The 24,065-nt window shown below is 61.5% G+C and carries 20 protein-coding genes; 11 read left to right on the forward strand and 9 right to left on the reverse strand.

Annotated elements, in window-relative coordinates:
* Positions 1-53: 53 nt before the first annotated feature.
* The 3 genes from LB532_RS15050 (at position 54) to LB532_RS15060 (ending at position 3,789) form a co-directional block, all read left to right on the forward strand.
* The gene (locus LB532_RS15050) at positions 54-1,196 is read left to right on the forward strand and encodes a substrate-binding domain-containing protein (protein ID WP_140639873.1); all 1,143 of its coding nucleotides are present in this window, start codon (positions 54-56) and stop codon (positions 1,194-1,196) included.
* Positions 1,197-1,261: 65 nt separating this feature from the next.
* The gene (locus tag LB532_RS15055) at positions 1,262-2,845 is read left to right on the forward strand and encodes a sugar ABC transporter ATP-binding protein (protein ID WP_140639874.1); all 1,584 of its coding nucleotides are present in this window, start codon (positions 1,262-1,264) and stop codon (positions 2,843-2,845) included.
* Positions 2,842-3,789: an ABC transporter permease gene (locus LB532_RS15060; RefSeq protein ID WP_181169380.1), complete on the forward strand. Its 948-nt coding sequence runs from the start codon at positions 2,842-2,844 to the stop codon at positions 3,787-3,789. Before LB532_RS15055 ends, LB532_RS15060 begins: the two co-directional genes overlap by 4 nt.
* Positions 3,790-3,905: 116 nt before the next feature.
* On the opposite strand, the gene LB532_RS15065 is transcribed toward LB532_RS15060, so the two are convergent.
* From LB532_RS15065 to LB532_RS15090, 6 genes are all read right to left on the reverse strand, one after another.
* On the reverse strand, positions 3,906-5,129 hold the full coding sequence (locus tag LB532_RS15065; protein WP_224556954.1) for a T6SS phospholipase effector Tle1-like catalytic domain-containing protein: 1,224 nt from the start codon (positions 5,127-5,129) through the stop codon (positions 3,906-3,908).
* Between the two features lie 136 nt (positions 5,130-5,265).
* Entirely contained in the window at positions 5,266-6,465 is a 1,200-nt protein-coding gene (locus LB532_RS15070) for a mandelate racemase/muconate lactonizing enzyme family protein (RefSeq protein WP_140639876.1), read from the reverse strand.
* A gap of 9 nt (positions 6,466-6,474) precedes the next feature.
* Complete coding sequence (locus LB532_RS15075; protein WP_140639877.1) at positions 6,475-6,801, reverse strand: NIPSNAP family protein; 327 nt, start codon at positions 6,799-6,801, stop codon at positions 6,475-6,477.
* 100 nt (positions 6,802-6,901) lie between these two features.
* Positions 6,902-8,260 (reverse strand): mandelate racemase/muconate lactonizing enzyme family protein, encoded by a 1,359-nt coding sequence (locus LB532_RS15080; protein WP_140639878.1) that lies wholly within the window; start codon positions 8,258-8,260, stop codon positions 6,902-6,904.
* A gap of 59 nt (positions 8,261-8,319) precedes the next feature.
* Complete coding sequence (locus LB532_RS15085) at positions 8,320-9,486, reverse strand: mandelate racemase/muconate lactonizing enzyme family protein (RefSeq protein ID WP_140639879.1); 1,167 nt, start codon at positions 9,484-9,486, stop codon at positions 8,320-8,322.
* Positions 9,487-9,538: 52 nt separating this feature from the next.
* A complete protein-coding gene (locus tag LB532_RS15090; RefSeq protein ID WP_140496537.1) occupies positions 9,539-10,249 on the reverse strand; it encodes a GntR family transcriptional regulator in 711 nt (236 codons plus the stop codon).
* Positions 10,250-10,465: 216 nt separating this feature from the next.
* Here LB532_RS15090 and LB532_RS15095 point away from each other — a divergent pair, with 216 nt between their 5' ends.
* The 8 genes from LB532_RS15095 to LB532_RS15130 all read left to right on the forward strand — a co-directional run bounded on the left by LB532_RS15095 (position 10,466) and on the right by LB532_RS15130 (position 18,536).
* On the forward strand, positions 10,466-11,944 hold the full coding sequence (locus LB532_RS15095; protein WP_140639880.1) for an ABC transporter substrate-binding protein: 1,479 nt from the start codon (positions 10,466-10,468) through the stop codon (positions 11,942-11,944).
* A 77-nt stretch (positions 11,945-12,021) separates the two neighbouring features.
* Positions 12,022-12,981 carry a carbohydrate ABC transporter permease gene (locus tag LB532_RS15100; RefSeq protein WP_140639881.1) on the forward strand — a complete coding sequence of 320 codons (960 nt, stop codon included), beginning with the start codon at positions 12,022-12,024 and terminating at the stop codon, positions 12,979-12,981.
* Positions 12,978-13,868, forward strand: coding sequence for a carbohydrate ABC transporter permease (locus tag LB532_RS15105; RefSeq protein ID WP_140639882.1), 891 nt, complete (start codon positions 12,978-12,980; stop codon positions 13,866-13,868). The genes LB532_RS15100 and LB532_RS15105 overlap by 4 nt, the downstream gene beginning before the upstream one ends.
* 124 nt (positions 13,869-13,992) lie before the next feature.
* Entirely contained in the window at positions 13,993-15,090 is a 1,098-nt protein-coding gene (locus LB532_RS15110; protein WP_140639883.1) for an ABC transporter ATP-binding protein, read from the forward strand.
* Positions 15,091-15,111: 21 nt separating this feature from the next.
* A complete protein-coding gene (locus tag LB532_RS15115; protein ID WP_140639884.1) occupies positions 15,112-16,275 on the forward strand; it encodes a mandelate racemase/muconate lactonizing enzyme family protein in 1,164 nt (387 codons plus the stop codon).
* A gap of 24 nt (positions 16,276-16,299) precedes the next feature.
* Positions 16,300-17,040 carry a ribonuclease activity regulator RraA gene (locus LB532_RS15120; protein WP_140496549.1) on the forward strand — a complete coding sequence of 247 codons (741 nt, stop codon included), beginning with the start codon at positions 16,300-16,302 and terminating at the stop codon, positions 17,038-17,040.
* 787 nt (positions 17,041-17,827) lie between these two features.
* Positions 17,828-18,121: a hypothetical protein gene (locus tag LB532_RS15125; RefSeq protein WP_140639885.1), complete on the forward strand. Its 294-nt coding sequence runs from the start codon at positions 17,828-17,830 to the stop codon at positions 18,119-18,121.
* A gap of 70 nt (positions 18,122-18,191) precedes the next feature.
* Positions 18,192-18,536, forward strand: coding sequence for a hypothetical protein (locus LB532_RS15130; protein WP_140639886.1), 345 nt, complete (start codon positions 18,192-18,194; stop codon positions 18,534-18,536).
* 115 nt (positions 18,537-18,651) lie between these two features.
* Here LB532_RS15130 and ggt read toward each other — a convergent pair whose 3' ends face one another.
* The 3 genes from ggt to LB532_RS15145 all read right to left on the reverse strand — a co-directional run bounded on the left by ggt (position 18,652) and on the right by LB532_RS15145 (position 24,048).
* Complete coding sequence (gene ggt / locus LB532_RS15135) at positions 18,652-20,391, reverse strand: gamma-glutamyltransferase (protein ID WP_140639887.1); 1,740 nt, start codon at positions 20,389-20,391, stop codon at positions 18,652-18,654.
* Between the two features lie 90 nt (positions 20,392-20,481).
* A complete protein-coding gene (gene rhaI, locus LB532_RS15140) occupies positions 20,482-21,774 on the reverse strand; it encodes an L-rhamnose catabolism isomerase (RefSeq protein ID WP_140639888.1) in 1,293 nt (430 codons plus the stop codon).
* A gap of 171 nt (positions 21,775-21,945) precedes the next feature.
* Positions 21,946-24,048 carry a bifunctional rhamnulose-1-phosphate aldolase/short-chain dehydrogenase gene (locus LB532_RS15145; protein WP_140639889.1) on the reverse strand — a complete coding sequence of 701 codons (2,103 nt, stop codon included), beginning with the start codon at positions 24,046-24,048 and terminating at the stop codon, positions 21,946-21,948.
* Positions 24,049-24,065: the final 17 nt, after the last annotated feature.

The raw sequence follows: 24,065 nt of genomic DNA on the forward strand, positions 1-24,065 counted from the left end.
AGCCAGGTCGCTACCCGGCCAAATGGCCGTTTCATCTCATCGGGAGGAATAAAATGCACTATCGTGGATTCATGGCGGCGGCTTTGGCCGTGGCACTGTCGGGGTTGGCCGCATCTTCGGCGATCGCCGACGACACCATTCCACCGGAAGCAAAGGCGTTGCTTGAGCCGTTGCCCCTATCGCCGAGAGGCCAACCCGTTCCGGGCTTCCCGGACGGTCCACCGGCGGTGTCGCCAGACGTGCTGAAATTCTCCGATGCCGACCTTGCAAAGCTGAAGGCCGGAAAGTTCACCGCCGGGCTGGTGATGCACACCATGGATGCCGGCTGGCCCCAATTGCAGGTGGCCGGGATCTCGAACACGCTCAAGGACCTTGGCATCGAGGTTGTCGGAACCACCGACGCCAAGTTCCAGCCCGGCCAGCAGATCAGCGATCTCGAGCAGATGATCGCACGCAAGCCGGATGTGATCTTCTCGATCCCGATCGATCCGAAGTCCGAATCCGAAGCCTACAAGAAGGCGGCGGCAGCCGGCATCAAGCTGGTTTTCATGGACAACGTTCCGGTCGATATGGCGCCGGGCAAGGACTATGTGTCCGTTGTCGCTTCCGACAATGAGAAGAACGCCTATTTCGCCGCACAGGAACTTGTCGGGGCCATTGGCGGCAAGGGCGAGGTCGGCATCATCACGCTGGTCTATGACTATTACTACTCGGTCGCGGCCCGCAAGGTCGGCGCACTCAAGGCATTCGGCGAACACCCCGACATCAAGGTCGCGGACGTCGGTACCTTCACCGCGCCTGAGAAGGCCTACGAGGTCGCCACCGCCATGTTGACGGCGCATCCCGACATGAAGGGCATTTTCGTTGCCTGGGACACGCCCGCGCAGCAGGTCGTGGCCGCGGCCAAGACACTCGGCCGCGACATCATCATCACCACGAATGACATTGCCGCAGACAGCGCGCTGAACGTTGCACGTGGCGAGTTTCTGGCCGTGGGTGCGCAACGCCCCTACGACCAGGGTGTCGCGGAGGCCAAGGCGGCCGCGCTTGCTCTGCTTGGACATGACGTCCCGCCGTACATTTCGGTACCGACATTGCGCGTCAAGAAGCTCGACCTTCTCAGTGCCCTCAAACAGGTCACCAAGGAAGATGCGCCGGCTTCGGTGGTGAAAATCTGCAACGGCGAGTGCTTCTAGCTCCCTTCTTTCGCCGGCGGGCCGCAGCAGTCCGCCGGCGCTTCCCGAGCGATCGAGAAATCGTCATGGCCGAAGCGAAAACTTCAACGTCCCAGCGCCCTATCGTAACGATGCAACGCATCGGCAAGTCGTTTGGCGCGAACCGCGTGCTGTCGGACATTTCGTTCGAGGTCAAGGCCGGCGAAACGCATGCACTGCTCGGCGAGAACGGTGCGGGCAAGTCGACGCTCATGAAGATCCTCATGGGCGCGTATCGGACGGACGAAGGCCGGATTCTGTTCGACGGCGAGGATGTCACCGCCCTGTCGCTTCGAGAGAGGATCGATCGCGGAATCGCAATGATCTTCCAGGAGCTGAGCGTCTTGCCGAACCGTTCGGTTGCCGAAAATCTGTTTATCCTTCGCGAGCCGCTCGCCTTCGGCCGACGTGTCGATGCCCGAAAGATGCTGCGCGAGGCCCGGGCTCTGATCGAGCGATATGCCTTCTCGCTCGATGCTTCGGCACGTGTGGGCGACCTGGCGTTCGCTCAGCGCCAGATGGTCGAGATTCTCAAAGCGATCTCGCGAGGCGCCAAGCTGCTCGTAATGGACGAGCCGACTTCGTCCCTGACCATCCATGAGGAGGAAACGCTTTTTCGGACAATCGGTCAGCTCAAGCAGAACGGAATCGGTATCGTCTACATCAGCCATCGCATGGCCGATGTGCTGCAGCTTTCGGATCGCATCTCGATCATCAAGGATGGACGACTGGTCGGTCCGCTCGATCCGGAGAAGACGTCCATCGAGGATATCGCGGCGTTGATGTCCCGGCCCAAGGTCGAAACACCTTCCCCTGCCGCAGCCGCGCCAGCAAATCGTAAACCGGCAACGCCCGCCGGGACGCCGGCTCTTGAGGTCCGTGACCTTGCCACCTCGCGCAAACTGTCCGGCGTGTCGTTCTCGATCGGCCCGGGCGAGATCGTCGGCCTTGCCGGGCTTGTCGGCAGTGGCCGCTCGACCCTGGGCAAGGCCTTGTTCGGCGTCCTTCCGGATGTAACCGGCGATATCGCCGTCGGGAACGATCCCGTCCAGCCGGGCAGTGTCAGCAGGGCCATCGCTGCCGGTATCGCGCTTGTTCCCGAAGACCGTCGGCTCGAAGGTCTTGTGGGTGGTCGCTCGATCGAGGAGAACCTCGCCCTTCCGCGCCTTTCCGATTTCTCGCTGGCGGGTCCGTTCGGGCCGATGGCGAAGGCCCGGATAACGGCTCTGTTCAGACAATACCGGGACGATCTCAGTATTCTGTGCCGCGGTCCCTTACAGAAAGCCCAGGAGCTTTCGGGCGGCAATCAGCAGAAGATCGTCTTCGCCAAATGGCTAGCCATGAAGCCGAAGCTGTTGATCCTCGACGAACCAACCTCCGGAGTCGACATCAATGCCAAGCGCGATATGCGCGAACTTGTGCGCCGCACGGCCGGCGAAGGCGTCGCCGTACTGCTCATTTCTTCGGAACTCGAAGAACTCCTGGATTTGTCCGATCGCATTCTGGTGATGGCGCAGGGGCGGATTACGCGCAGCATCGATCGCGCGGACGACGAGACAAAACTTCGCGCGTTGCTGCAGGCCGAGGCGGCCAGACAAGTCAGTGCGCGCGCCCAGGGAGTTGCAGCATGAAACCGTCCCCTATGCCCTCGCACGCAAATGCGATAAATTTTCTCCGCGATCACATCACCTATGTGATCTTCCTGGCGATAACCCTCTATTTCGTCCTGTTTGCTCCCCACTTCGCGTCTGTCTCGACCGCAAGCGCGGTTCTGCGCATCACAGCCATCGTTTCGGCAATGGCGATCGGCATGACATTCGTCATCATCTGCGGCGAAATCGACCTGTCGGTAGGATCGGTTGCAAGTTTTTCAGGGATGATCGGAGCGCTGCTGCTCGGCCAGGATGTTCCCACCTATATGGCAGCTCTTCTGGTGCTGGCCGCCGGCGCAGCGATCGGGGCCACCTCGGGCATCCTTGTTACGAAAATACGCATTCCATCGTTTCTTGTGACCCTTGGCATGCTGTCGATCTTCTCCGGACTGGCGCTGACGATCACCGGCACCCGGCCAGTGTCTATCGTCGATGATGACTTCTCGAACCTGTTCTGGAACGGCAGTTTTCTGGGCGTGCAGGCGCCAATCTGGTGGACAATCGTCCTAACCGCCGTCGGCTATTATCTTCTGCATCAAATGCCCTTCGGCAGGCGTGTCTATGCGACCGGTGGAAATCCTGTTGCCGCCCGCTTTTCCGGGGTGCGGACGGACAGCGTCAAGATCTTCGCCTTTGTGCTGTCCGGCATGATGGCATCCCTTGCAGGCATGATGCTCGCGGCCCGCTCCACCGCCGGCAATCCCAGCCTGGGAGCGGGTCTCGAACTCGACGTCATCGCGGCCGTGATCATAGGCGGGACAAGTCTCTTCGGCGGCTCTGGATCGATCGTCGGTTCTGTCGTCGGCGCAATCTTCATAGGGATTCTCGGATTTGGTCTTCTCGTGCTCGGTCTTTCGACCAGCATCCAGGAGGTGATCAAGGGCGCTATCATCATCATTGCCGTCTCGTTGAACCGGCGTTGAAAGCAGCAGAGTTCCATGACCCGACGAAACGCGCGCTTTCCACGCGTTGACTGATGAAATCGCGCCGCGCCCACCTGAATTTCTCCCCCGGCTTCACGGCCCGCTCGGTGCCAGCGCTAACCGCCGACTTCGTTGGCCAGGTGGTCCTTCATGAGGTCACCATAGGGTTCAACATTGAATGCCGTCGGAAAATTCTCAGGCTTATATGTCGGGATCGCCGCCTTCCGATCCAGAACCGACTGATGGACCAGCGGCCGCCGTTCCTGTCGCTCGATCATGCGAGGCTCGGCTTGCGGTAGGTAGAAGCCGAGGACCGATCTTCGCTTCCATTCACGCCATTTGACCGATTTTGGGACCCACTCGAGCGGCTTCCAGCCCAGGGTCATTGAATCATGCACGATCCCCAGCGGGTCGGGGCTGACGAACGTCATCGTCCCCTCGCCCTTCCCTTCCCCGAAGACAAGCCGCTCCAGCATGCGGGAATTGGTCTGCAATCCAGATGCTTTGGCCTGATCAATCATCCAGGCGAGCGGAAATTTGGATATGGCGCTTTCCTCTTCAGGATAGCCACCGCCGACATCCGAATGAGATCCGGCGAACCAGACTTGCCTGATGTCCTGCTCTTTTGCCGGCGCAATCTTGTCGAAAGGGTTTTCGACGAATGGCTGCGGCTCGATCCACCGGTTCAGCCGGAACATGCGGCGATGCTCATCGATCGCAATTGCATGTCGAAAGACTTCGACGCTCGGGTTGGTCCTCGTATGCGGCAGTGTCAGAAGCTGTGGCAGAAGCCGGTCGCTTCGCGGCACGATGATCGACGCCACGGTGTCCCAGACACCAAGAAATCTGATGCGCGCTTCCCGGGCTCCTGAAACCTTGGAAAAGTGCCAGGCAACGTTAAGGTCGTGCTCATCGCTGGCTTGCTTGTAAGAGCTTACGGCATACTCGACGATATTGAGTTGGTCCGGATGCAGCAGGCCGATCATGTGGATCAAGCCCGCAACGGCGCGGGCTGTGTAGGCTCCCCGGCTGAAGCCAAAGAGGAAGATTGCGTCCCCTTCGACGTAGTGCCTGCAGATGAAGGCGTAGGCGCCGGCGATTTCGGCGTCGAGACCATATCCAGTTGCGAGCTCGAACACGGATTTCGCGTTCTGGCGCCATCGCGTCCAGGCATCGCTGGCACCGATGGTTCCTATGCCGGCGTCATAATAGACGCGCTGCTCCTCATTCTTCTTCAGAATGCGGAACAACTTCAAGACATTCGAGAGATTGCGCTCGATCTGGTTTCCCGTTCCATCGCAGCAGACAACGATGTTTTTGCCAGTCTGCTTCAACGCCACGGCCTCTGAAGGTCCAGTTCAGACCAACCGACTTTGACCCAAGCTGTCGATCACATCAACAGGCGTCTGACGACGGATACCGATGAGAATGTAGGCGGCGCGGTCGGCGTGTGTGCGGTGGCGAAAGAAGAGGCCTTCAATCAAAGAAGCCCGTATCCTCTTCCCTGAGATACTTCCTGGCTGCTTCGGCGTCGATATCGAGGCCCAGTCCCGGCGCTTCCAGCAGGTCCACCATGCTGTCCTTCACGATCTGCGACGGCAGGCCGATCACGAGATCCTCCCACCAGGGGTCGGAGGCGCTGGGATATTCGAAGGCGATGTAGTTGGCGGGCAAGGTGGCGCAAACGTTGATCAGGGCGCCGAGGCCCAGCAGGCCGTTCGCGGTGCCATGCGGCGCCATCAGGATCGAGTGCATGTAGGCGTGCTCGGCGACCCATTTGAGCTCGGCAATGCCGCCGATGTCGGCAGGATCGGGGCCGATGACGCGCACCGCCTGCGTCTCGATCAGCTCCTTGAAATTGTGCCGCAAGTAAATCTGCTCGCCGGTATGGATTGGCGTCGAGGTGGAGGTGGTCAGCTCCCGATAGGCCTGCGGATTGACCCACGGCACGTAGTCGCCGGTCAGCATGTCCTCTAGCCACATCAAATTGTACTTCTCCACCGCGCGAGCGAACTTGATCGCATCGGGCAGCATCCAGCCCGGGCCGCAGTCGAGCGCCAGGCTGACCTTGTCGCCCAGCACTTCCTTCATGGCGATCACGCAGTCGAGCATGTGGTTGAAACCGCGCTCGCTGATCACGCCCTGATCCATGGCACCGTGATAGCCGGCTTTCTTCTGCGTCACGCCATAATGGAAGTCCTCGATGCTGTCCTTCATGTTCGAGTGGAACGAGATTCCTTGCTTGACCATGAAGAAATTCTGCGGCTGCTCCATCATCCATTTGACGTCGGCTGCATAATCCTCCGGCCGGTCGCCCGCGCGTTTCCGGCGGATCGAGCCGTTATAGACGCGCACCTTGTCGCGGACCTTGCCGCCGAGCAGTTTGTAGGCCGGCACGCCAGCGGCCTTGCCGGCAATGTCCCACAGCGCATGCTCGATCGCGGAGACGGCGGCGCCATAGGGCTTGAACGAACCTCGCTGGCGGATCTTCAGCATCACCCGCTCGACGTCGGTCGGATCCTCGCCGATCAGCGCCTCGCGGAAATGCAGCACAAAGGGCTTGAGGTAGGTCTTGGTGAACTCGACCTCGCCAAGGCCATGCAGGCCCTCGTCGGTCACGATGCGGACGATCGGGTGCTTGCCGATGACGGCGCAGCGCAGGTCGGTGATCTTCATGGCGCAGTCCTATTTCACAGACGAGAAAGCTGTCGGCGTGAGCAGCTGGCTGCCGATATTGGCAACGATCTGGCCGTCACGCTCAGACTCGTCCCGGGCCCTGTGCCATGCCGGATCGGTGACGAAAGCCGCCCATTTCGCCTCTCGCTCGGCCAGCGATTCCCAGGCGAGGAAATAGGTGAGGCGATTGCTGTTTTCGCCGATCGCCGTGGTGAAAAACCCGGCTTGGCGGATGCCATGCCTCTCCCAGATGGCCAGCGTTTGGTCGGAAAAGCGCTTGAGCAAAGCCGGCAGCCTGCCCGGCAGGCAGTCATAGATACGCAGTTCGTAGATCATGGTTTCGTCCGTTTCTTTCTTCGCCTCTCCCCTCGGAGAGGTCGACACGAATGGTCGGTCGTTGGCCCCTGTGAGCTTGGAATGAGGGCTGGGGTCCGGGCTAACTCCAGGTCCGGTCCCAGCTATATTCATTGTCCCAATGCTCGGTGGATTGCCAGATGCCGGCGACACCCGGCTGCAGATGCTGCGAGATCACTTCGTCGACGACGTCGTCGATCCCCAGACCCGGCTTGTCCGGAACAGTGATGAACCCGCCCTTCACGAGCGGCTTGGGCGGGCCGGTGACGATATCGTCCCACCAGTCCACATCGGCGGAGTGGTATTCGAGCGCCATGAAGTTCTCGGTCGCGGTCGCGACATGGGCCGCGGCCATCGCGGCGATTGGACTTTCGGCCATGTGGATGGCCATGGCGACGCCGTGATCCTGCGCCATGTCGCCGATCTTCTTGGTCTCCAGGATGCCCCCGCTGGTGAGCAGGTCCGGGTGGATGACGGAGAGACCGCCGCTCTTGAGCAGGGGTTCGAAGGCCTCCTTGAGGTAGATGTCCTCGCCGGTGCAGATCGGCACCGAGGTGGCCTGCTGCAGTTGACGGTACTGCTCGGTATATTGCCAGGGAATCACGTCCTCGAGCCAGGCAGGAGCGTATTTCTCGATACGGCGCGACAGGCGTATGCCGTCCTGCAGCGAGATGTGACCGACATGGTCGATGGCGAGCGGGATCTCGTATCCGATCACCTCGCGGACCTCGTGGATATACTGCTCGAGCAGGTCGATCCCCTTTTCGGTGAAATGCAGGCCCGTGAACGGGTGCGGCACGTTCTGCGCATCGTAGGCGAGATTGCGCGCCTTGCGCTCCCCGAGGGATCCGCCGCGGCCGCGCGGGTTGGCGTAAAACCCTTGGAGCGCGCCGGCGGGAGCGGCCACCGCGCCCGGGACATGGGCGATCTGCATCAGGCCAAGGTCCATCTTGAGGAAGGTGAAGCCGCGGTCCATGCGCTCCTTGAGGCGTTTTCCGGTTTCGGTGCCGCTCGGTTTCTCGGCATCGGTATCGCAGTAGACGCGCACCCGATCGCGAAACTTGCCGCCAAGCATCTGGTAGACGGGGACGCCATAGGCCTTGCCGGCGAGATCCCACAGCGCGATCTCGACCGCCGACACGCCGCCGCCTTGCCGGCCGTGACCGCCGAACTGCTTGATGCGGCGAAACAGACGATCGATATCGCAAGGGTTCTCGCCAAGCAGCCGGCTTTTCAGCATCAGCGCGTAGGTGGCGCTGGCGCCGTCACGCACCTCGCCAAGCCCGACGATGCCCTGGTTGGTGTAGATCTTGAGCAGCGCCGTGGTGAACGGTGCGCCGACGATCTCGGCCACCCGCATGTCGGTGATGCGAAGGTCGGATGGTTTGGAGTTCGTGTTGACCCGATCGAGAGCCTCGCCGGCTCCGCCCGTCTTTGGCATCACTCGTCCTCGTTCTGGTTGGGTTTGTCGCCCCCGACGCGGGCCGGCATCGAGCGTTGCTAACTCAGCTCGATCTCATGGGCTTGCAGGTAATCGCGGTTCATCTCGACACCGAGCCCAGGCTTCGACGTCAGTTTGAGGCTGCCGTTCGAAACGTCGAGTGGTGTGTCGATGAGATGGTCGTATTTGCCCAGGTTCCACTCCGACGTCTCGAGTTTGTAGAAGTTAGGAACGGTCATCATCACCTGCGCGCCTGCAACCACGTTGATCGGTCCCGCAGCGTCATGCGGCGAGACCGGGACGTAGTAGGCCTCGCACAGGGCAGAGATCTTCTTGAGTTCGGTAATGCCCCCGGTCCAGGTGACGTCAGGCATGATGTAGTCAGCGAGCTTGTTTTCGAGCACCGGCACGAAGTCCCACTTGGTGTGGCCGCGCTCGCCCCACGAGATGGCGGCGCTGACCTTCTCACGCACCTGCTTGAGGGCATTGAGGCTCTCGGGCGGGCAAGGCTCCTCGAACCAGTCGATCTGGCCGGCTTCCTCGAGGCTTCGGCAGAGGCGAATGGCGGTCGGAACGTCGAAACGGCCATGCGCATCGATGAGGATATCGATATCAGGGCCCGCCGTTTCGCGGATCAGAGCCGTGAGTTCGGCCGCTTCGCGCTCGTCCTTGCGGGTCATGCTGCCATCGAGGTAGCCGTCCCGCTGTTCGCGCGACACGCCATCGGCGCCACGTCCCTGATGCGGGAAAGGATCAAACTTGAGCGCAGTGTGTCCGGACTCGACGATGTCCCGAATTTCGCGGACCACCGCCTCCTTGCTGGTAAATTTGGACTGGTTGGGATGGGTGTAGAGCGCGATTTCATCGCGCACCGGCCCGCCCAGCAGCTCGTAGATCGGCTTGCCCAAAACTTTGCCCCGGATGTCCCAGAGAGCTATGTCGATGGCGCTCACGCATTCGACCGCGGCGCCGCGGCTGCCCATATAGGTGAAGCTGCGGAAAATCTTGTGCCAGAGATGCTCGATCCGGGCCGGGTCCTCGCCGGTCACGGCAGCACCGATCTGCCGCAGGATCGTGCAGAGAGCGCGGTTGGCGAGCCTGGTGGTGGTTGTGATCTCTCCCCAGCCGCTCACCCCCTCGTCGGTCGTCACTTCGACGAACAGGTACTCTCCCCAATAGGACGCGTCGGACTTGATCAGCCACGGCCGAATGCTCGTAATTTTCATATCAGCTACCTCTGTCTGATCGTCGGGCTAACGATGTTCTGGATCGGGCATACTATCCGGCCCGAGCGGCGTTGCGCGCACGCATATGTTCGAGGATGTGCCGGCCGGAGCCCTCGACGTGGCGAGCAACGAGTTCGGCCGCCTTGTCGGCGTCTCCGGCTTTTACGAACGCGATGAGCTCGCGGTGCTCGCGAATGATCGCGGCACGCCGGGCAAGCGTGAAATTGAAACGCCGGCTTACGGCTCGCAGCACTTCACGATGCTTCCACCAAAGCTCGGCGGCATGGCGGTTGTAATGCCGCTGGTACATCACTGTGTGGAAGGCTGTATCCAGCTCGCTGTGCCTGAATGTATCGGCGAAGTTGTTCTCTTCAATCAGGTCCTGGAGACGTTGGAGTTCGGCAATGTCCTCGCCGGTGGCCATATTCACAAACCATCGCGTCAGGGCCGGCTCGATCAGAACGCCGATCTCATAAATATCGCGGACAAACTCCTGATCGATAGGCCGGACGCGCGCCCCGCGGTTGGGGAGAAAGGTAACAAAGCCTTCGCCGCGCAAGAGCTGCAGGGCCTCGCGAACGGGGTTGGTCGAGGTGCCGTGGCGCCGGGCGAGATCAGTGACCACAAGCCGTTCGTTGGCGGCAAGCCGTCCCTCGATAATGTCTTCCCTGATCAGCTCATAAAGCGAGGCGCCCTCGCTAGACGCCCCTATGGGGTCAATCCCCACCGGTGGCTTGGCTTTGAAATCGTTTGGTTCGGCCAAGGCCGGCTCCCCTGGATTAATACACACTCTTTCCGATTAACACGCAAAGTTTGGATAAACAATGTACGATCTAACGCGTTGACAGGCAATTCATGATCTGAAAACGTACAAGGCTCCCGAACGGGTACACAGGTACAAAGACGTCCTGCGATCGAACGAGCAAAAACCGCTTTTGCCTCGCCGCAAAGCGGCATGGGAGAACCAGGGAGGATACCTATGACGAGGATTATACTCGGCAGTGCGGTCCTGCGCGGCACTGTCGTCAGCGCCTTGGCGGCATCGCTGATGTCCACAGCGGCGCTGGGCGCGCCGCCGGTCGACCTCAGCAAGTGGTCGCCGGAATATGTCCGCGCCATTGCGGGAACACAGGATTTCGACACGGCGGCCGATTGTGCCAAGGTCACCCCGCTGGACTACAAGGGGCGACTGACCTTCTGGTATCAGGGTGTGTTCGAGGGCGACCCTGACCTCCTGCGCCAGTACTACAAGGAATTCTTCGAAACCTTCCGGAAGACCTATCCAAACATCCAGCTCGAGGAACAAGCCCTCACCTATAACGACCTTCTCGACAAGTTCCGCACCGCGCTCTTGGGCAATGCCGCGCCGATGGCGGTCCGCCTGCAAATCCTGGGTGGGACCGAATTCGCTTCAAAAGGCTATCTGCAGCCGCTCAAGCCCGAGGATGTCGGCTATTCGACCGAGGACTTCTGGCCCGGCGCCATGAAGGCCGTGACCTGGGACGGGGTGACCTACGGCATTCCAACCAACAACGAAACGATGGCGTTCATCTGGAACGCCGACATCTTCAAACGCGCCGGCCTCGATCCGGAAAAGCCACCGGCAACCTGGGACGACGTCGTCAAATATTCCAAGCAGATCCACGACAAGCTCGGCATTGCCGGCTACGGCCTCGTGGCTCGCAAGAATGCCGGCAATACGCCCTATCGCTTCATGCCTCAGCTATGGGCCTATGGTGGCGGCGTCTTCGACGAAGCGGCGGCAAACCCGACCTATGAGCAGGTCGAGCTCGATAGCCCGCAGAGCAAGGCGGCGCTGCAGGCTTCCTACGACATGTATGTTCGTGACAAGTCGGTTCCGGTTTCGGCACTCACCAACCAGCAGGCCGACAACCAGCCCCTGTTCGTCGCCGGCCAACTGGGCATGATGATCTCGCACCCGTCCGACTACAACGTCATGCTCGACCTGCAGAAGAAGGCGACGGGCACCGACAAGGACAAGGCGCAGACCGTCATCGACAATATGCGCTACGGCCTGATACCGGCTGGGCCCGACGGCAAGCGCGCGGTCGTGTTCGGCGGCTCGAACATCCACATCCTGAAGCCCGAATATGTCGAAGGCGGCAAGGTAGACGAGCCGGCCGCGAAGGCTATCATCTGCATGTGGACGAGCCCTGAATGGTCGCTGAAGATGGCCTATGCCGGATCGAATCCCGGCAACCTGAACGGCTTCAAGACCAAATGGATGAAGGAACGTCTGGACAACATCAAATTCCTCGATGTCACGACCTCGATGCTGCCATACGGCATCCCGTTCCCGGCGCTGCCGCAGGCCCCGGAGATCATGAACATCATCGTCCCGGACATGCTGCAGAATGCCCTGACCGGAGCGATGACCGTCGACCAGGCGGCGGACGACGCGGCCCAGAAGGTGAAGGACCTGATGGGCGGGCTCTAGTCCGCGCCTGACCTACGACCTGACCGGCTGCGCCGACAGTGCAGCCGGTTCGTTCCGAAGAACAAGGGCATACCATCGTGACGATCGTGACCGGCAAGGCCGAGGCGCGCCGAAAATTGCAACCCGGCAGGTCCGGCGCGCTGCGGAATATCTGGGAGCATCGCGCCGACTACGCGTACGTGCTGCCCGCGATCGCCGTGATGCTCATCGTCATCGCCTATCCGATCTACTACACGATCGAGCTGTCGTTCTATAAGACGCCGCCCGGCCTGCAGCTCCGTGACAAGACCTTCATCGGCTTCGACAACTACACGGCCATCCTCACCAGCGAGGTGTTCTGGAAAGTCACCTGGAACACGCTGGTCTGGACATTCGGATCCACCTTCATCTCCTTTGTCCTGGGGTTTGCCACAGCGCTGGCGCTCCACCGCGACTTTATCGGCCGCGGTGTGCTGCGCGCTATCCTGATCATTCCCTGGGTCATCAGCGCGGTCGCCGCCTCCTATATCTGGAAGTGGATCTACCATTCGGATTTCGGCATCATCGGCGCAGTGCTGGTCGGCCTCGGATTGGCCGACCGACCGCCGAATTTCATAGACAATGTCAGCACGGTTCTCCCCTCCCTGATCGTCGTCAACATCTGGCGCGAGTTTCCGTTCGCCATGATCATGATGATGGCGGGCCTGCAGACAGTCCCCGAGCAGTTGCTGCTCGCCGCGAAAGTTGACGGAGCCAATGCCTGGCAGCGCTTCTGGCACGTCACGTTCCCGCATCTGCGCAACGTCTCGGTGGTGACGATCCTGCTGCTGGCAGTGGCCAACTTCAATTCCTTCATCATCCCCTGGATCATGACCGGCGGCGGGCCGTCGAACGCATCGCATATCTGGATCACCCACATTTACGAGCTCGCCTTCGGCCGGCAGCGCTGGGGTGTGGCATCGGCCTATTCGGTGCTCCTGTTCATCATCCTGATGACGCTGGGCTACTTCTACGTCCGTGCGCTGAGCGGCAACGAGCGGAAGGAGAGCGGCGCATGAGCGCGATTGCCGAGACGGCCTCCCGAGGCCAAGCCCGTCGCCGTATGCGCGTCGGCGGGTGGCGTTGGGCCGGGCGCATCTTTCTCGTTTTCATGCTGCTTTATACGGCGTTGCCGATGATCTGGATGCTGATCACCTCGATCAAATCCGGGTTCGCGGCGACGCAATTCCCCCCGCAATGGTGGCCGGACGAGCCGACCCTCGCCAGCTATCAGAAATTGCTCGATCCGCAGAACAGCGTCGGCCAGGACTTCCTCCGCTTCTTCTGGAACAGCCTGTTCGTGTCGACCTTCACGACAATCCTTTCCGTGATCGTGGCTGTCCCCGCGGCCTACGCTTTTTCGCGCTTCAGTTTCCCCGGACGGAACTTCCTGTTCTTCGCCGTTTTGCTGCGCAACATGTTCCCGGCGGTGATCTTTCTCGTGCCGCTCTTCATCCTGATGCGCGCTATCGGCCTGGTGAACACCCACGGCTCGCTCATTCTCACCTATCTCACCTTCGGGCTGCCGCTGGCGATCTGGCTGCTCAAGGGCTTCTACGACAACATCCCGGTGCAGCTCGAGCAGGCGGCGCGCATCGATGGCGCAACGCGGTTCCAGGCCTTCATCCTGATCGTGATGCCGCTCTCGACGCCCGGGATCATCGCTACAGCGATCTATTCCTTCATCGGCGCCTGGAACGAATACATCTACGCCTACACCTTCCTTTCCAAGAACGAGCAATTGACGCTGCCGGTCGGCATCCAACGCTTCTTCTCGGAAAACACGACGGACTTTCCGGGCCTGATGGCGGCCAGCTTCATGATGAGCGTGCCCGTCGTGGTGCTGTTCCTCGTCCTGCAACGATACTTCGTACGCGCGCTTACAGAAGGCGCGGTCAAGCACTAGAGCCGGATGATTTCAGGTCGAACCGGCCTGAAATCTGAATCCGGCTCTAAATCAAGGAGATAGAGCACGATGCCGCCCGAAAACCGCTTCATACGTTTCGGCATCATGCTCTAGGGAGTTGCCTATGGCCCACGTGGTCCTCAAAGATCTCGTCAAGACCTATGGCGGCTTCAAAGCTGTCAACGATGTTTCGCTGACGGTCGATGACGGCGAGTTCGTGGCGCTGGTCGGCCCTTCAGGCTGCGGCAAGACAACCACGCTCAATCTCGTCGCGGGGCTGACCTCGATCACATCGGGCGACATCGTCATCGGAGACCGGGTGGTCAACGATCTCGACCCCAAGGACCGGGACATCGCAATGGTGTTCCAGAACTACGCGCTCTATCCGCAGAAATCGGTCTATAAGAACCTGGCGTTCCCGCTGCAGATGCGCAAACTCTCCAGGGACGAGATCGACAAGAAGGTCAGGGAAGCGGCGCGCGTTCTCGACATGACGCACCTGCTCGAGCGCAAGCCGCGGGAACTTTCGGGCGGGCAGCAGCAGCGCGTCGCCCTTGGCCGTGCCCTCGTCCGCGACCCCGCTGTGTTCCTTATGGACGAGCCGCTCTCCAACCTCGACGCCAAACTGCGCGTGCAGATGCGATCCGAGATCAAGCGCTTCCACCAGGACCTCAAGGCAACGATCATCTATGTGACGCACGACCAGCTCGAAGCCGTGACCATGGCCGACAAGATGGCGGTGATGAATGGCGGCTATCTGCAGCAATACGATTCACCGGCGCAGGTCTTTGCCCATCCGGTCAACATGTTCGTCGCCAGCTTCATCGGCAGCCCGGCGATGAGCCTCATTCCGCTGGAGGCTTCGACGGCAAACGGCAGCACCGCATTGACCAGCGCGGAAGGCTGGACGCTTGAGCTGTCGCAACTCAACGCGCGCAAGGTTCAGGGAGCGACCACCAAGAAGGTCGTGCTCGGCGCGCGGCACTCGACGATCAGGCTGCACAAAAGCGCGGTCCCCGGCGCCATTCCGGCCAAGGCCTATACGGTGGAGCCGACCGGAGACGTCACCTTCGTGCAAGCATTCCTGTCGGGCGCCATCGTCAACATCAGCGTGTCGCCCAACGTCGCCGTCAAACCTGATGAGCGGATCTGGCTCGAGTTCGACCAGGAGCGGATGCATCTGTTCGACGGCGAAACTGAAATGGCCCTCAAGGCCGACTGAGACAGTGGAACGCAGGCGTGGATGACTAAGAACCTGAAGATCACCGCGATCAAGCCCTACCCGGTGTGGGTGGGAACGCGCAACCAGATGCTCGTCAAGGTCGAGACCGACCAGGGTATCTTCGGCTGGGGCGAGAGCGGCTTGAGCGGTCGCGAGAAAGCCGTGGCGGGCGCGGTCGAGCACTATCGCGAGTTTCTCATCGGCCGCGACCCGATGCAGATCGGGCGTATCTGGCAGGAGGTTTATCGCAGCCAGTACTTCGAAGGGGGTCGGGTCCTGCAGGCGGCGATTTCCGCCATCGACATCGCCCTTCATGACATCAAAGGCAAGGCGCTGGGGGTGCCGGTCTACGAGCTGCTTGGCGGCAAGCAGCGCGACCGCGTGCCCACCTTCGCCTCGACCGGAGACGAGGCCGAGGGCGATGTTGCGATCGAACGCGCCCGCGAACTGCGCGCGCAGGGCTGGCAGGCGATCCGCTTCTTCCCCACCGGACAAAGCAGCAAGGACGTCTTCGAGCCGCGTGAATCGATCGGCCCTACGGCGAGCATGCTGAACAAAGCGCGCGAGGCGCTGGGCGATGAGGTGGTGCTCGGCGTCGATTATCATCACCGGTTGTCGGTGGCCGAGGCGGCGAGCTTCTGCAACAAGCTCGGCCGCGGCGTGCTTGATTTCCTCGAGGAGCCGATACGGGCCGAGACACCAGAGGCGTACGAGTCCCTTCGTACGATGACCGACATCCCCTTTGCCATCGGCGAGGAATTTGCCAGCAAGTGGCAGTTCCTGCCTTACATCGAGCGCGGCATCCACCAGTTCAACCGGCTCGATGTCTGCAATGTCGGCGGGCTCACCGAGGCGATGAAAGTCGCTGGCTGGAGCGAGGCGCACTATGTGGACCTGATGCCGCACAATCCCCTTGGCCCGGTGTGCACGGCCGCAACCGTGCATCTCGCCGCCGCGGTGCCCAACTTCGCGTGGCTAGAGACCAGGATCCCCGAAAGGAAGCTGGGTTTCGACAATTCCGACTTTTTCCCCGTACAGCCAAGACTCGACGGGACCGATTATCCGGTCAGCGACCTGCCGGGGCTCGGCGTCGAGGTCAATGAAGCGGCGGTCCAGGCGCAGAGTTTCCGTTTCTGGGAAGCGCCACATCTCCAGCGCCGCGACGGTTCTGTCACCAACTGGTAATTCAATTTCAACCGGAGTCCGAAGATGACGCATACTCCCGATATCACGCGGCCGCCCAAGGACCTGATCGACGCGCTAAGGGAGATCGGCGCCGCTACGGTCGCGGGCACACTTGGCCATATGGGTTTTCGCAATCCGCACATGGTCGGCCCGGTGCCGCAGAACCATGGGAAGTCGATCGTCGGGCCGGCCCTGACATTGCAGTTCATGCCGCAGCGACCGGACCTCTTCACCGAGGGAGAATATGCCGATCCGGAGACGCAGCTTCACAGGCATGTGCTCTACCATGCGCAGGAGGGCGACGTGGTCGTCGTCGACGCGCGCGGCGACATGAGCTCCGGTGTCTTCGGCGATATGATGTCGACCTATTTCAAGGGCAGAGGCGGCGCGGGCATCGTCATCGACGGGTGCATGCGCGACCGGCCCAATGTCGAAAAGCTCGACCTGCCTCTCTGGCTGCGCGGCTGGACGCCAAATTATCATGTGCAGACCAGCATCTATCCCAATGCGGTCAACGTTCCGATTGCCTGCGGCGGTGTCACGGTGATCCCCGGCGACATCATCGTCGCCGATGACGACGGGGTGGTGGTGCTTCCCGTCGCGATGGCCCCGAAGGTCATCGAAGAATCCCAGAAACATCACGATTGGGAGGAATTCTCACGAATGAAGCTCATGGGGGGCGCGCCGTTGCAACGCTACTATCCACTGCACCCAAGCGCGAACGACGAGTACGAGGCTTGGCGGAAAGCCAACGCCAAACCTTGATAGACAGGATGAGCTGACAGTCGCCAGCGCGCGTCAGCCATTCCCCCTAATTTATCCTGGCGCCGCGTTGTGCGTCGAACAGGTGCGCCTTGCGCACCATCATCCGCCAGCCCGATCTCCTGATCAGGTTTGAGTGGCGGCCGATCCCGGCTCTCGGCCCGCTCGTTGACCTAAGCTGGATTTAGTCCCTAGCCACTCCAGACCTGTCCCTGCCGAAAGCTGGCGGCTTTTGCATCGGGAGATACCTGGCCGGGCTGGTGGCGACACATTACCGTAACGGAAGCGGTCCTATCATTCATTCGGTGATTTTGGGCGAGGGCCGGGATCGTCGGCCGGGACCGTCAAAATTAGGGGACCTGATATGGCCACGCAGCTTTGTCACATAGAGACAGCATCCTCGGGAGCGAGCTCGGCAATGGCTCCAAAGTTCGCGGAATCATGCGCTTGGGCGAATGCACGAGGCGTAACAATCTATCAGCGTTCAAAAACGGTATGGATCGCGGCCGGCGGCTATCGAGGCCGCGATTTGAAAGTAAAGGGACGGTCGCCGGCCACCGCGCTCGCACTCTGGATTGAGGCTGTCCAGTACAGAGGTTCGACATGGGGCTGACCAACGAGGCGTCCAAGGCACGCAAGAAGATCAGCATCCATCGTATCGCCGCCCTGATACCAACTTAGGGTATCGCAGGCCGTCCCCGAAATTCGATCCCAGGCCGGGCTTTGTCCATGCGATCAGCCCGGACCGCTTTCGTCGAGCTCGGTTCATCATGAGCCCGCGAGCGCCAGCATGACGCCCGCCCCAAGTGCGGAACACATCTGGCTCAACATCAAGCGGACGCCCGGAGCCGAAAATTTACGCGGCCGCGCCTGGCGCCGCGGCTCCGGCCGCGTAAAAATGCTTCTGCCGAAGCCGAATCAACTCCGCCATCATGTTTTCTCCAGAAGAAACGCCCATATTAAAAACAGGTTGGCGAACCGTTGCCATTCGGGCAGACATCGCTGGAGTTGCGGCGGTGATCCGAACCCGCCAAACGGTTGGCGCGCCCTGCCGGAAGGGTTTGATATCGCGGTCAACACGTAGGGAGAAACACGCGATCGGGTTGCGCTCGGCATGTGTTGATGGTTTGTTGCCGGTCAGCGGAGAACGAGTGATGCGAGAATCCATCGGTCAAGACGAATACGGGTCGACCAGCCCCTTCGATCCGGACGACCTGCCGAATTTGAATGCGATCGGGCCAGCCATGGGCGGCGGCAACGACTTCGAGAGATACGCTGTCGCCGTGATCATCGTGTTCGGCGCCCTGATCATTGGCGGGCTGATGGCCGCGTCGATGACCTTCGGTCATCGCAACGGTTTCCTCTTCGCGCTCGGCGGCGCCACATCGGCCTGGATATCCGGCAATGCGCTGCTGCTCGACCGGCCGCGCATCTACGCGCTGTTCGTCGGCATCGCCGCCCTGATGCTGATTGCATCCACCGTCACGCTGATTTCGTGACGGCTTGATCGTCAATTAGAGCGGTCGTTTCACGGAAACTCAGGCCGCCCTGTCTTTTCGTTTTCGACGCGATTGCGGACGCGGGTTCACGCGCTTGCGGAGTGCGCCAGTCCGATCAGTAGCCGAGCGCCTCGCCGGAAGCGGCGCGGCTGTCGATGGCGCCATTGTAGCGCGCGCCGCCACCCTTCCCGATTTCCGCCAGGCTCCTGCCGCCGACCAGGATGCCCGCCGCCTGGCCCCAGGGCTTGTCGCTGAGATCGAGATGATAACCCATGCCGGCCAGCAGCCTTTCGGTGTCCGGCGACAGTCCGAACGGCTCGATATAGACCGTGTCGGGCAGCCATTGATGATGGATGCGCGGTGCGTCGATCGCCTCCTGGATGTTCATGCCGTGGTCGATGACGTTGACGATGGCTTCCAGCGTAATGGTGATGATGCGCGAACCGCCGGGGCTGCCGATGACCATGAACGGCTTGCCGTCCTTGGCCACCACGGTCGGGCTCATCGACGACAGCGGCGTCTTCTTCGGCTGAATGGCGTTGGCTTCGCCCTGGACCAGGCCATAGAGGTTGGGCACGCCCGGTTTCTGGGTGAAATCGTCCATCTCGTTGTTGAGCAGGATGCCGGTGCCGTCGGCGACGACGCCGGCGCCGAACGAGCCGTTCAGCGTGTAGGTCACAGCGACCGCGTTGCCATCCTTGTCGATGATCGAATAATGCGTCGTCTCCTTGCTCTCGCCGAACCCCTTCGGCATCAGGTCCTGAGAGACGCCGGCCCGGAACGGATCGATCTTGTCGCGGATGTCCTTGGCGTAGGCCTTGTCCAGCAGTTTCGAGACCGGATTGTCGACGAAATCGGGATCTCCGAGCGCCGAGTTGCGATCGACATAGGCGTGGCGCATGGCTTCGACCATGACATGCACGGTCTCTGCCGAACCGGCGCCGAGATAGGACAGCGGGTAGCCTTCCAGCACGTTGAGGATTTCGCAGATGATGACGCCGCCGGAGCTCGGCGGCGGCGAGGAAATGATCTCGTAGCCGCGATAGGAACAGGTCACCGGCTTGAGCTCGCGCACCGCATATTGTTCGAAATCGTCCTTGGCCAGGATACCGCCCTTGGCGCCGCTAGCCTTGACGATGGCGTCGGCGATGGCGCCCTTGTAGAAGGCGTCGGGGCCTTTTTCGGATATCGCCGAGAGCGACGCGGCGAGGTCGGGCTGGACCAGCCGCTCGCCGATGCCGTAGGGCTTGCCATCCGGCTTCAGGAATATGGCCGCCGCAGCGGGGTCCTTCGCCAGCCTGTCGGCACCTCCGGCAAACGAGGCGGCGTCACCCTGATTGAGGATGAACCCGTCCTTGGCATAGCGAATGGCCGGCGCCATGAGGTCCTGCCGGGACAAGGTGCCGTATTTTTCGCGCGCCATCTCGAAACCGGCGACGGAGCCCGGCACGCCGACGGCGAGGTAGCCGTCGAGGCTGGCGCCTTTCACCGGATTGCCGTCCTTGTCGAGATACATGGTCTTGGTCGCGGCCAGCGGCGCACGTTCGCGGAAATCGAGGAAGGTCGACTTGCCGTCCTTGAAGCGGACGGTCATGAAGCCGCCGCCGCCGATATTGCCGGCATTGGGATAGACGACGGCGAGCGCATAGCCGACAGCGACCGCCGCATCGACGGCGTTGCCGCCCTTCTTCAGGACTTCGACGCCCACCTCCGACGCCAGATGCTGCGCGGTGACAACCATGCCGTTCTCGCCCTTGGCAGGCGCTGGCGAGGCGGCGATGGCGGCCGCCCATGGCGCGAAAGCGATCGTGAAGGAGAGGCTGACGGCGATCAGCGTGCGGCGAGTAATATGCATGGCGAGGCTCCTGGCGGGGGACGCCTAGGAAACCGTGTTGGGGTGATCGAGTCCACTAACAATTGAGGGAGCACGAGAAAGAGCTCGGCCTCAGATAATGCCACCGCTGCCGCCGGCAACGGCCGGGCGTTCCGCCGCGACCTTGGCGCGGTAGCCTGCCGCCCGGTAAGCGGCGACCGGATCGATGGCGCCGCCGGTGTTCAGCCGCGCCATGGCCAGGATCGGCTCGACATCGGTGCGGTAGGCCGCCTTCAGCGTCTGCGTCGCCATAAGCGCATCATTGGCCTCCTGAAAACCTTCAAGCGCCTTGCGGTCGACCAGCAGCGCCTGCGCATAGGCGCGCTGCACCTCCACCGCCGACAGCATCAGGCTTTCGATGGGATCGGTGACGTTGTGGCTCTGGTCGAGCATATGCGCCGGATCGAAGCCGTCGGCGCCGGACAGTTCGGCGTCGACCAGTTCGTTGAAAACCAGGAACAGCCGGTAGGGGTCGATCGAACCGGCATCGAGGTCGTCGTCGCCATATTTCGAATCGTTGAAGTGGAAACCGCCGAGTTTCCTGAACTGGATCAGCCGCGACACGATCATCTCGATGTTGACGTTGGGCGCGTGATGGCCGAGATCGACCAGGCAGAAGGCCTTGTCGCCCAATTCCTTGGCAATGATGTAGTTTGTGCCCCAGTCCTGCACGACAGTGGAATAGAAGGCCGGCTCGTACATCTTGTGCTCGGTGAACAGCTTCCAGTCGGCGGGCAGTCCGGCATAGACCTCCTTCATGGCGTCGAGGTAGCGCTCGAACGCCTTGGCGAAATTGACCTGGCCGGGGAAGTTCGAGCCGTCGCCGATCCACACCGTCAGCGCCTTCGACCCAAGCGTCTTGCCGATCTCGATGCATTCGAGATTGTGCTCGACCGCTTGTCGGCGCGTTCCGGCGTCGGCATGCGACAGCGAGCCGAATTTGTAGGAGAGCTTCTGGTCTTTCGCGTCCGAGAAGGTATTGGAATTCATGGCGTCGAAGCCGAGGCCGAAACGCGAGGCCGCCTGCTTCAGCCGGTTCGGGTCGGCCTTGTCCCAGGGAATGTGCAGCGACACCGTCGGTGTCGCCTGCGTCAATTGCTTGATGACGGCGCAATCCTCGATCTTGTCGAAGATGTCGCGCGGTTCTCCGGCGCCGGGGAAGCGGGCAAAGCGCGTCCCGCCGGTGCCGACCCCCCAGGAGGGGATCGCCACCGCGAATTTCTCGACCTTGTCTCGGATCGGGTCGATGGCGATGCCGCGACGGTCGAGCCGTTCGCCGAGCGAGGCGTAGTCACGCTCGAGGTCGGCCTTGCGCGCGGTATTATGGCTGGCGACGAGGTCGGCGGAGATGATGGTTTCGGACACTGCTGTTCCTCCCAAGAAAGCGTTCGGCTGGCGCTGCCCCTCATCCGCCTGCCGGCACCTTCTCCCCATATAATGACGGGGAGAAGGGAAGCACTCCGGCGGCGGCAATCCCCTCTCCCCGTTCTTCACCCGGAGAGCGGATTGGCGAGGGGCAGCGCCGCCTTCAACACTCTAGCGCGTAAAGCTCTGCGCGTTGCCGGCGTCGACATTGACGATGTTGCCGGTCGACTTGGCCGACATGTCGGAGGCGAAGAAATAGATCGCTTCGGCGATATCCTCGGGAAACACCGAGCGCTTAAGCATCGAGCGCGAGCGGTAATGTTCCTCGAGGTCGTCGGTCGACATCTTGTAGGCGGCGGCGCGCTGTTCCTTCCACTCGCCGGACCAGATCTTGGAGCCGCGCAGTACGGCGTCCGGATTGACGACGTTGACCCTGATCTGCGCCTCCGCGCCCTCCAGCGCCAGGCAGCGGGCGAGATGGATCTCGGCGGCCTTGGCGGTGCAATAGGCGGCGGCGTTCGGCGAGGCGGCAAGGCCGTTCTTGGAAGCGACGAAAACGACGTTGCCGCCGATCTTCTGCACCCTAAACAGCCGGAACGCTTCCCGCGACACCAGGAAATATCCCGTCGACAGGATGTCCATGTTCTTGTTCCACAGCGCCAGCGTCGTGTCCTCGATCGGCGCCGAGGAGGCAAGGCCGGCGTTGGAGACCAGAATATCGATGCCACCGAACTCGACCGAGGTTTCGGCAAAGCCGGCGACGACCTGATCCTCCGACGTGACGTTGATGACCACGGGGCGGACAAAATCCTTGCCATAGGCCTTGGCCAGTTCGTCGTTGGCGCTGGCAAGTGCTGTCTCGTCGATGTCGGCGAGCACCACGCAGGCGCCTTCGCGCAGCAGTCGGCTCGCCGTCGCGCGGCCGATGCCGCCCGCGCCGCCAGTGACGAGCGCGATCTGGCCGGCTAGAGCCTTGGGCTTCGGCATGCGCTGCAGCTTCAGATCCTCAAGCAGCCAGTATTCGATGTCGAAGGCTTCCTGCGCAGGCAGGCCGACATAGGAGGAGACGGTCGAGGCGCCGCGCATGACGTTGATGGCGTTGACATAGAACTCCCCCGAAATGCGAGCAGTCGCCTTGTCGCCGGCGAAGGTGAACATGCCGACGCCGGGCATCAGATAGACCACGGCATTGGGATCGCGGATGGCGGGCGAGTCCGCATGCTTGCAGCTGTCATAATAGGCCTGGTAGCCTACGCGGTATTCGGCAATGTCGCTGGCCAGCCGCGCGATGACGGCATCGACATCGGGCTTGGCCGGATCGAATTCGATGACCAGTGGTCGGATCTTGGTGCGCAGGAAATGGTCCGGGCATGAGGTGCCGAGTGCCGCCAGCGGGCGCAGATCCCTGGAATTGACGAATTCGAGCACGGCGGCGGAATCGTCGAAATGGCCGAGCTTATGGCTCTTTTCCGAGATCAGGCCGCGGATCCTAGGCATCAGCTTCGCGGCGATGGCGCGGCGTTCGGCGGCTTCGAGCGACTTGACCGCTTCGCCACCGAAAATGGCGACGCCCTCCGAACGCCGCTCGAACCACTCGATCGCCTGGTTGATCACCGAGATCGTCGTTTCGTAGCATTCCTTCGGGCTGTCGCCCCAGGTGAACAGGCCGTGGCTTTCCAGGATGACGCCCTTGGCGGCGGGATGCTCGAGGCAGAATTTCTCCAGCCACAGGCCGAGTTCGAAACCCGGCCGCTTCCACGGCAGCCAGCCGATGGCGTCGCCGAAGATCTCTTTCGTCAGGGCCTTGGAATCTTTGGCGGCCGCGATGGCGATGATGGCGTCGGGATGCATGTGATCGACATAGGGCTTCGGCACGTAGGCATGCAGCGGCGTGTCGATGGAGGCTGCGCGCGGATTGAGATTGAAGGTGCAGTGGGGCAGGTAACCCACCATCTCGTCTTCATGCTCGACGCCGCGATAAAGGCCTTTGAGGGCCTGCAATTTGTCCATGTAGAGCGTGGCAAAACCATCAAGCTTGATCGAAGCGCTGTCGCCGCCCGAACCCTTCACCCACAGCACTTCCACGTCCTGGCCGGTGAGCGGATCCTTTTGCCGGATTTTCGACGATGTGTTGCCGCCGCCGTAATTGGTGACACGCTTGTCGGAGCCGAGCGTGTTCGAACGATAGACCAGAAGCTCGGGATCACTCATCCCCCTTGCCTTCGCATCATCCCAAAGATTGGCGAGGCGCGAGCCGGAGCGCTTGTCGAGCATGGGTAATCCTCCCTTGA

This window comes from Mesorhizobium sp. ESP-6-2 (genome assembly GCF_020164675.1).
Taxonomy (GTDB): Bacteria; Pseudomonadota; Alphaproteobacteria; order Rhizobiales; family Rhizobiaceae; genus Mesorhizobium.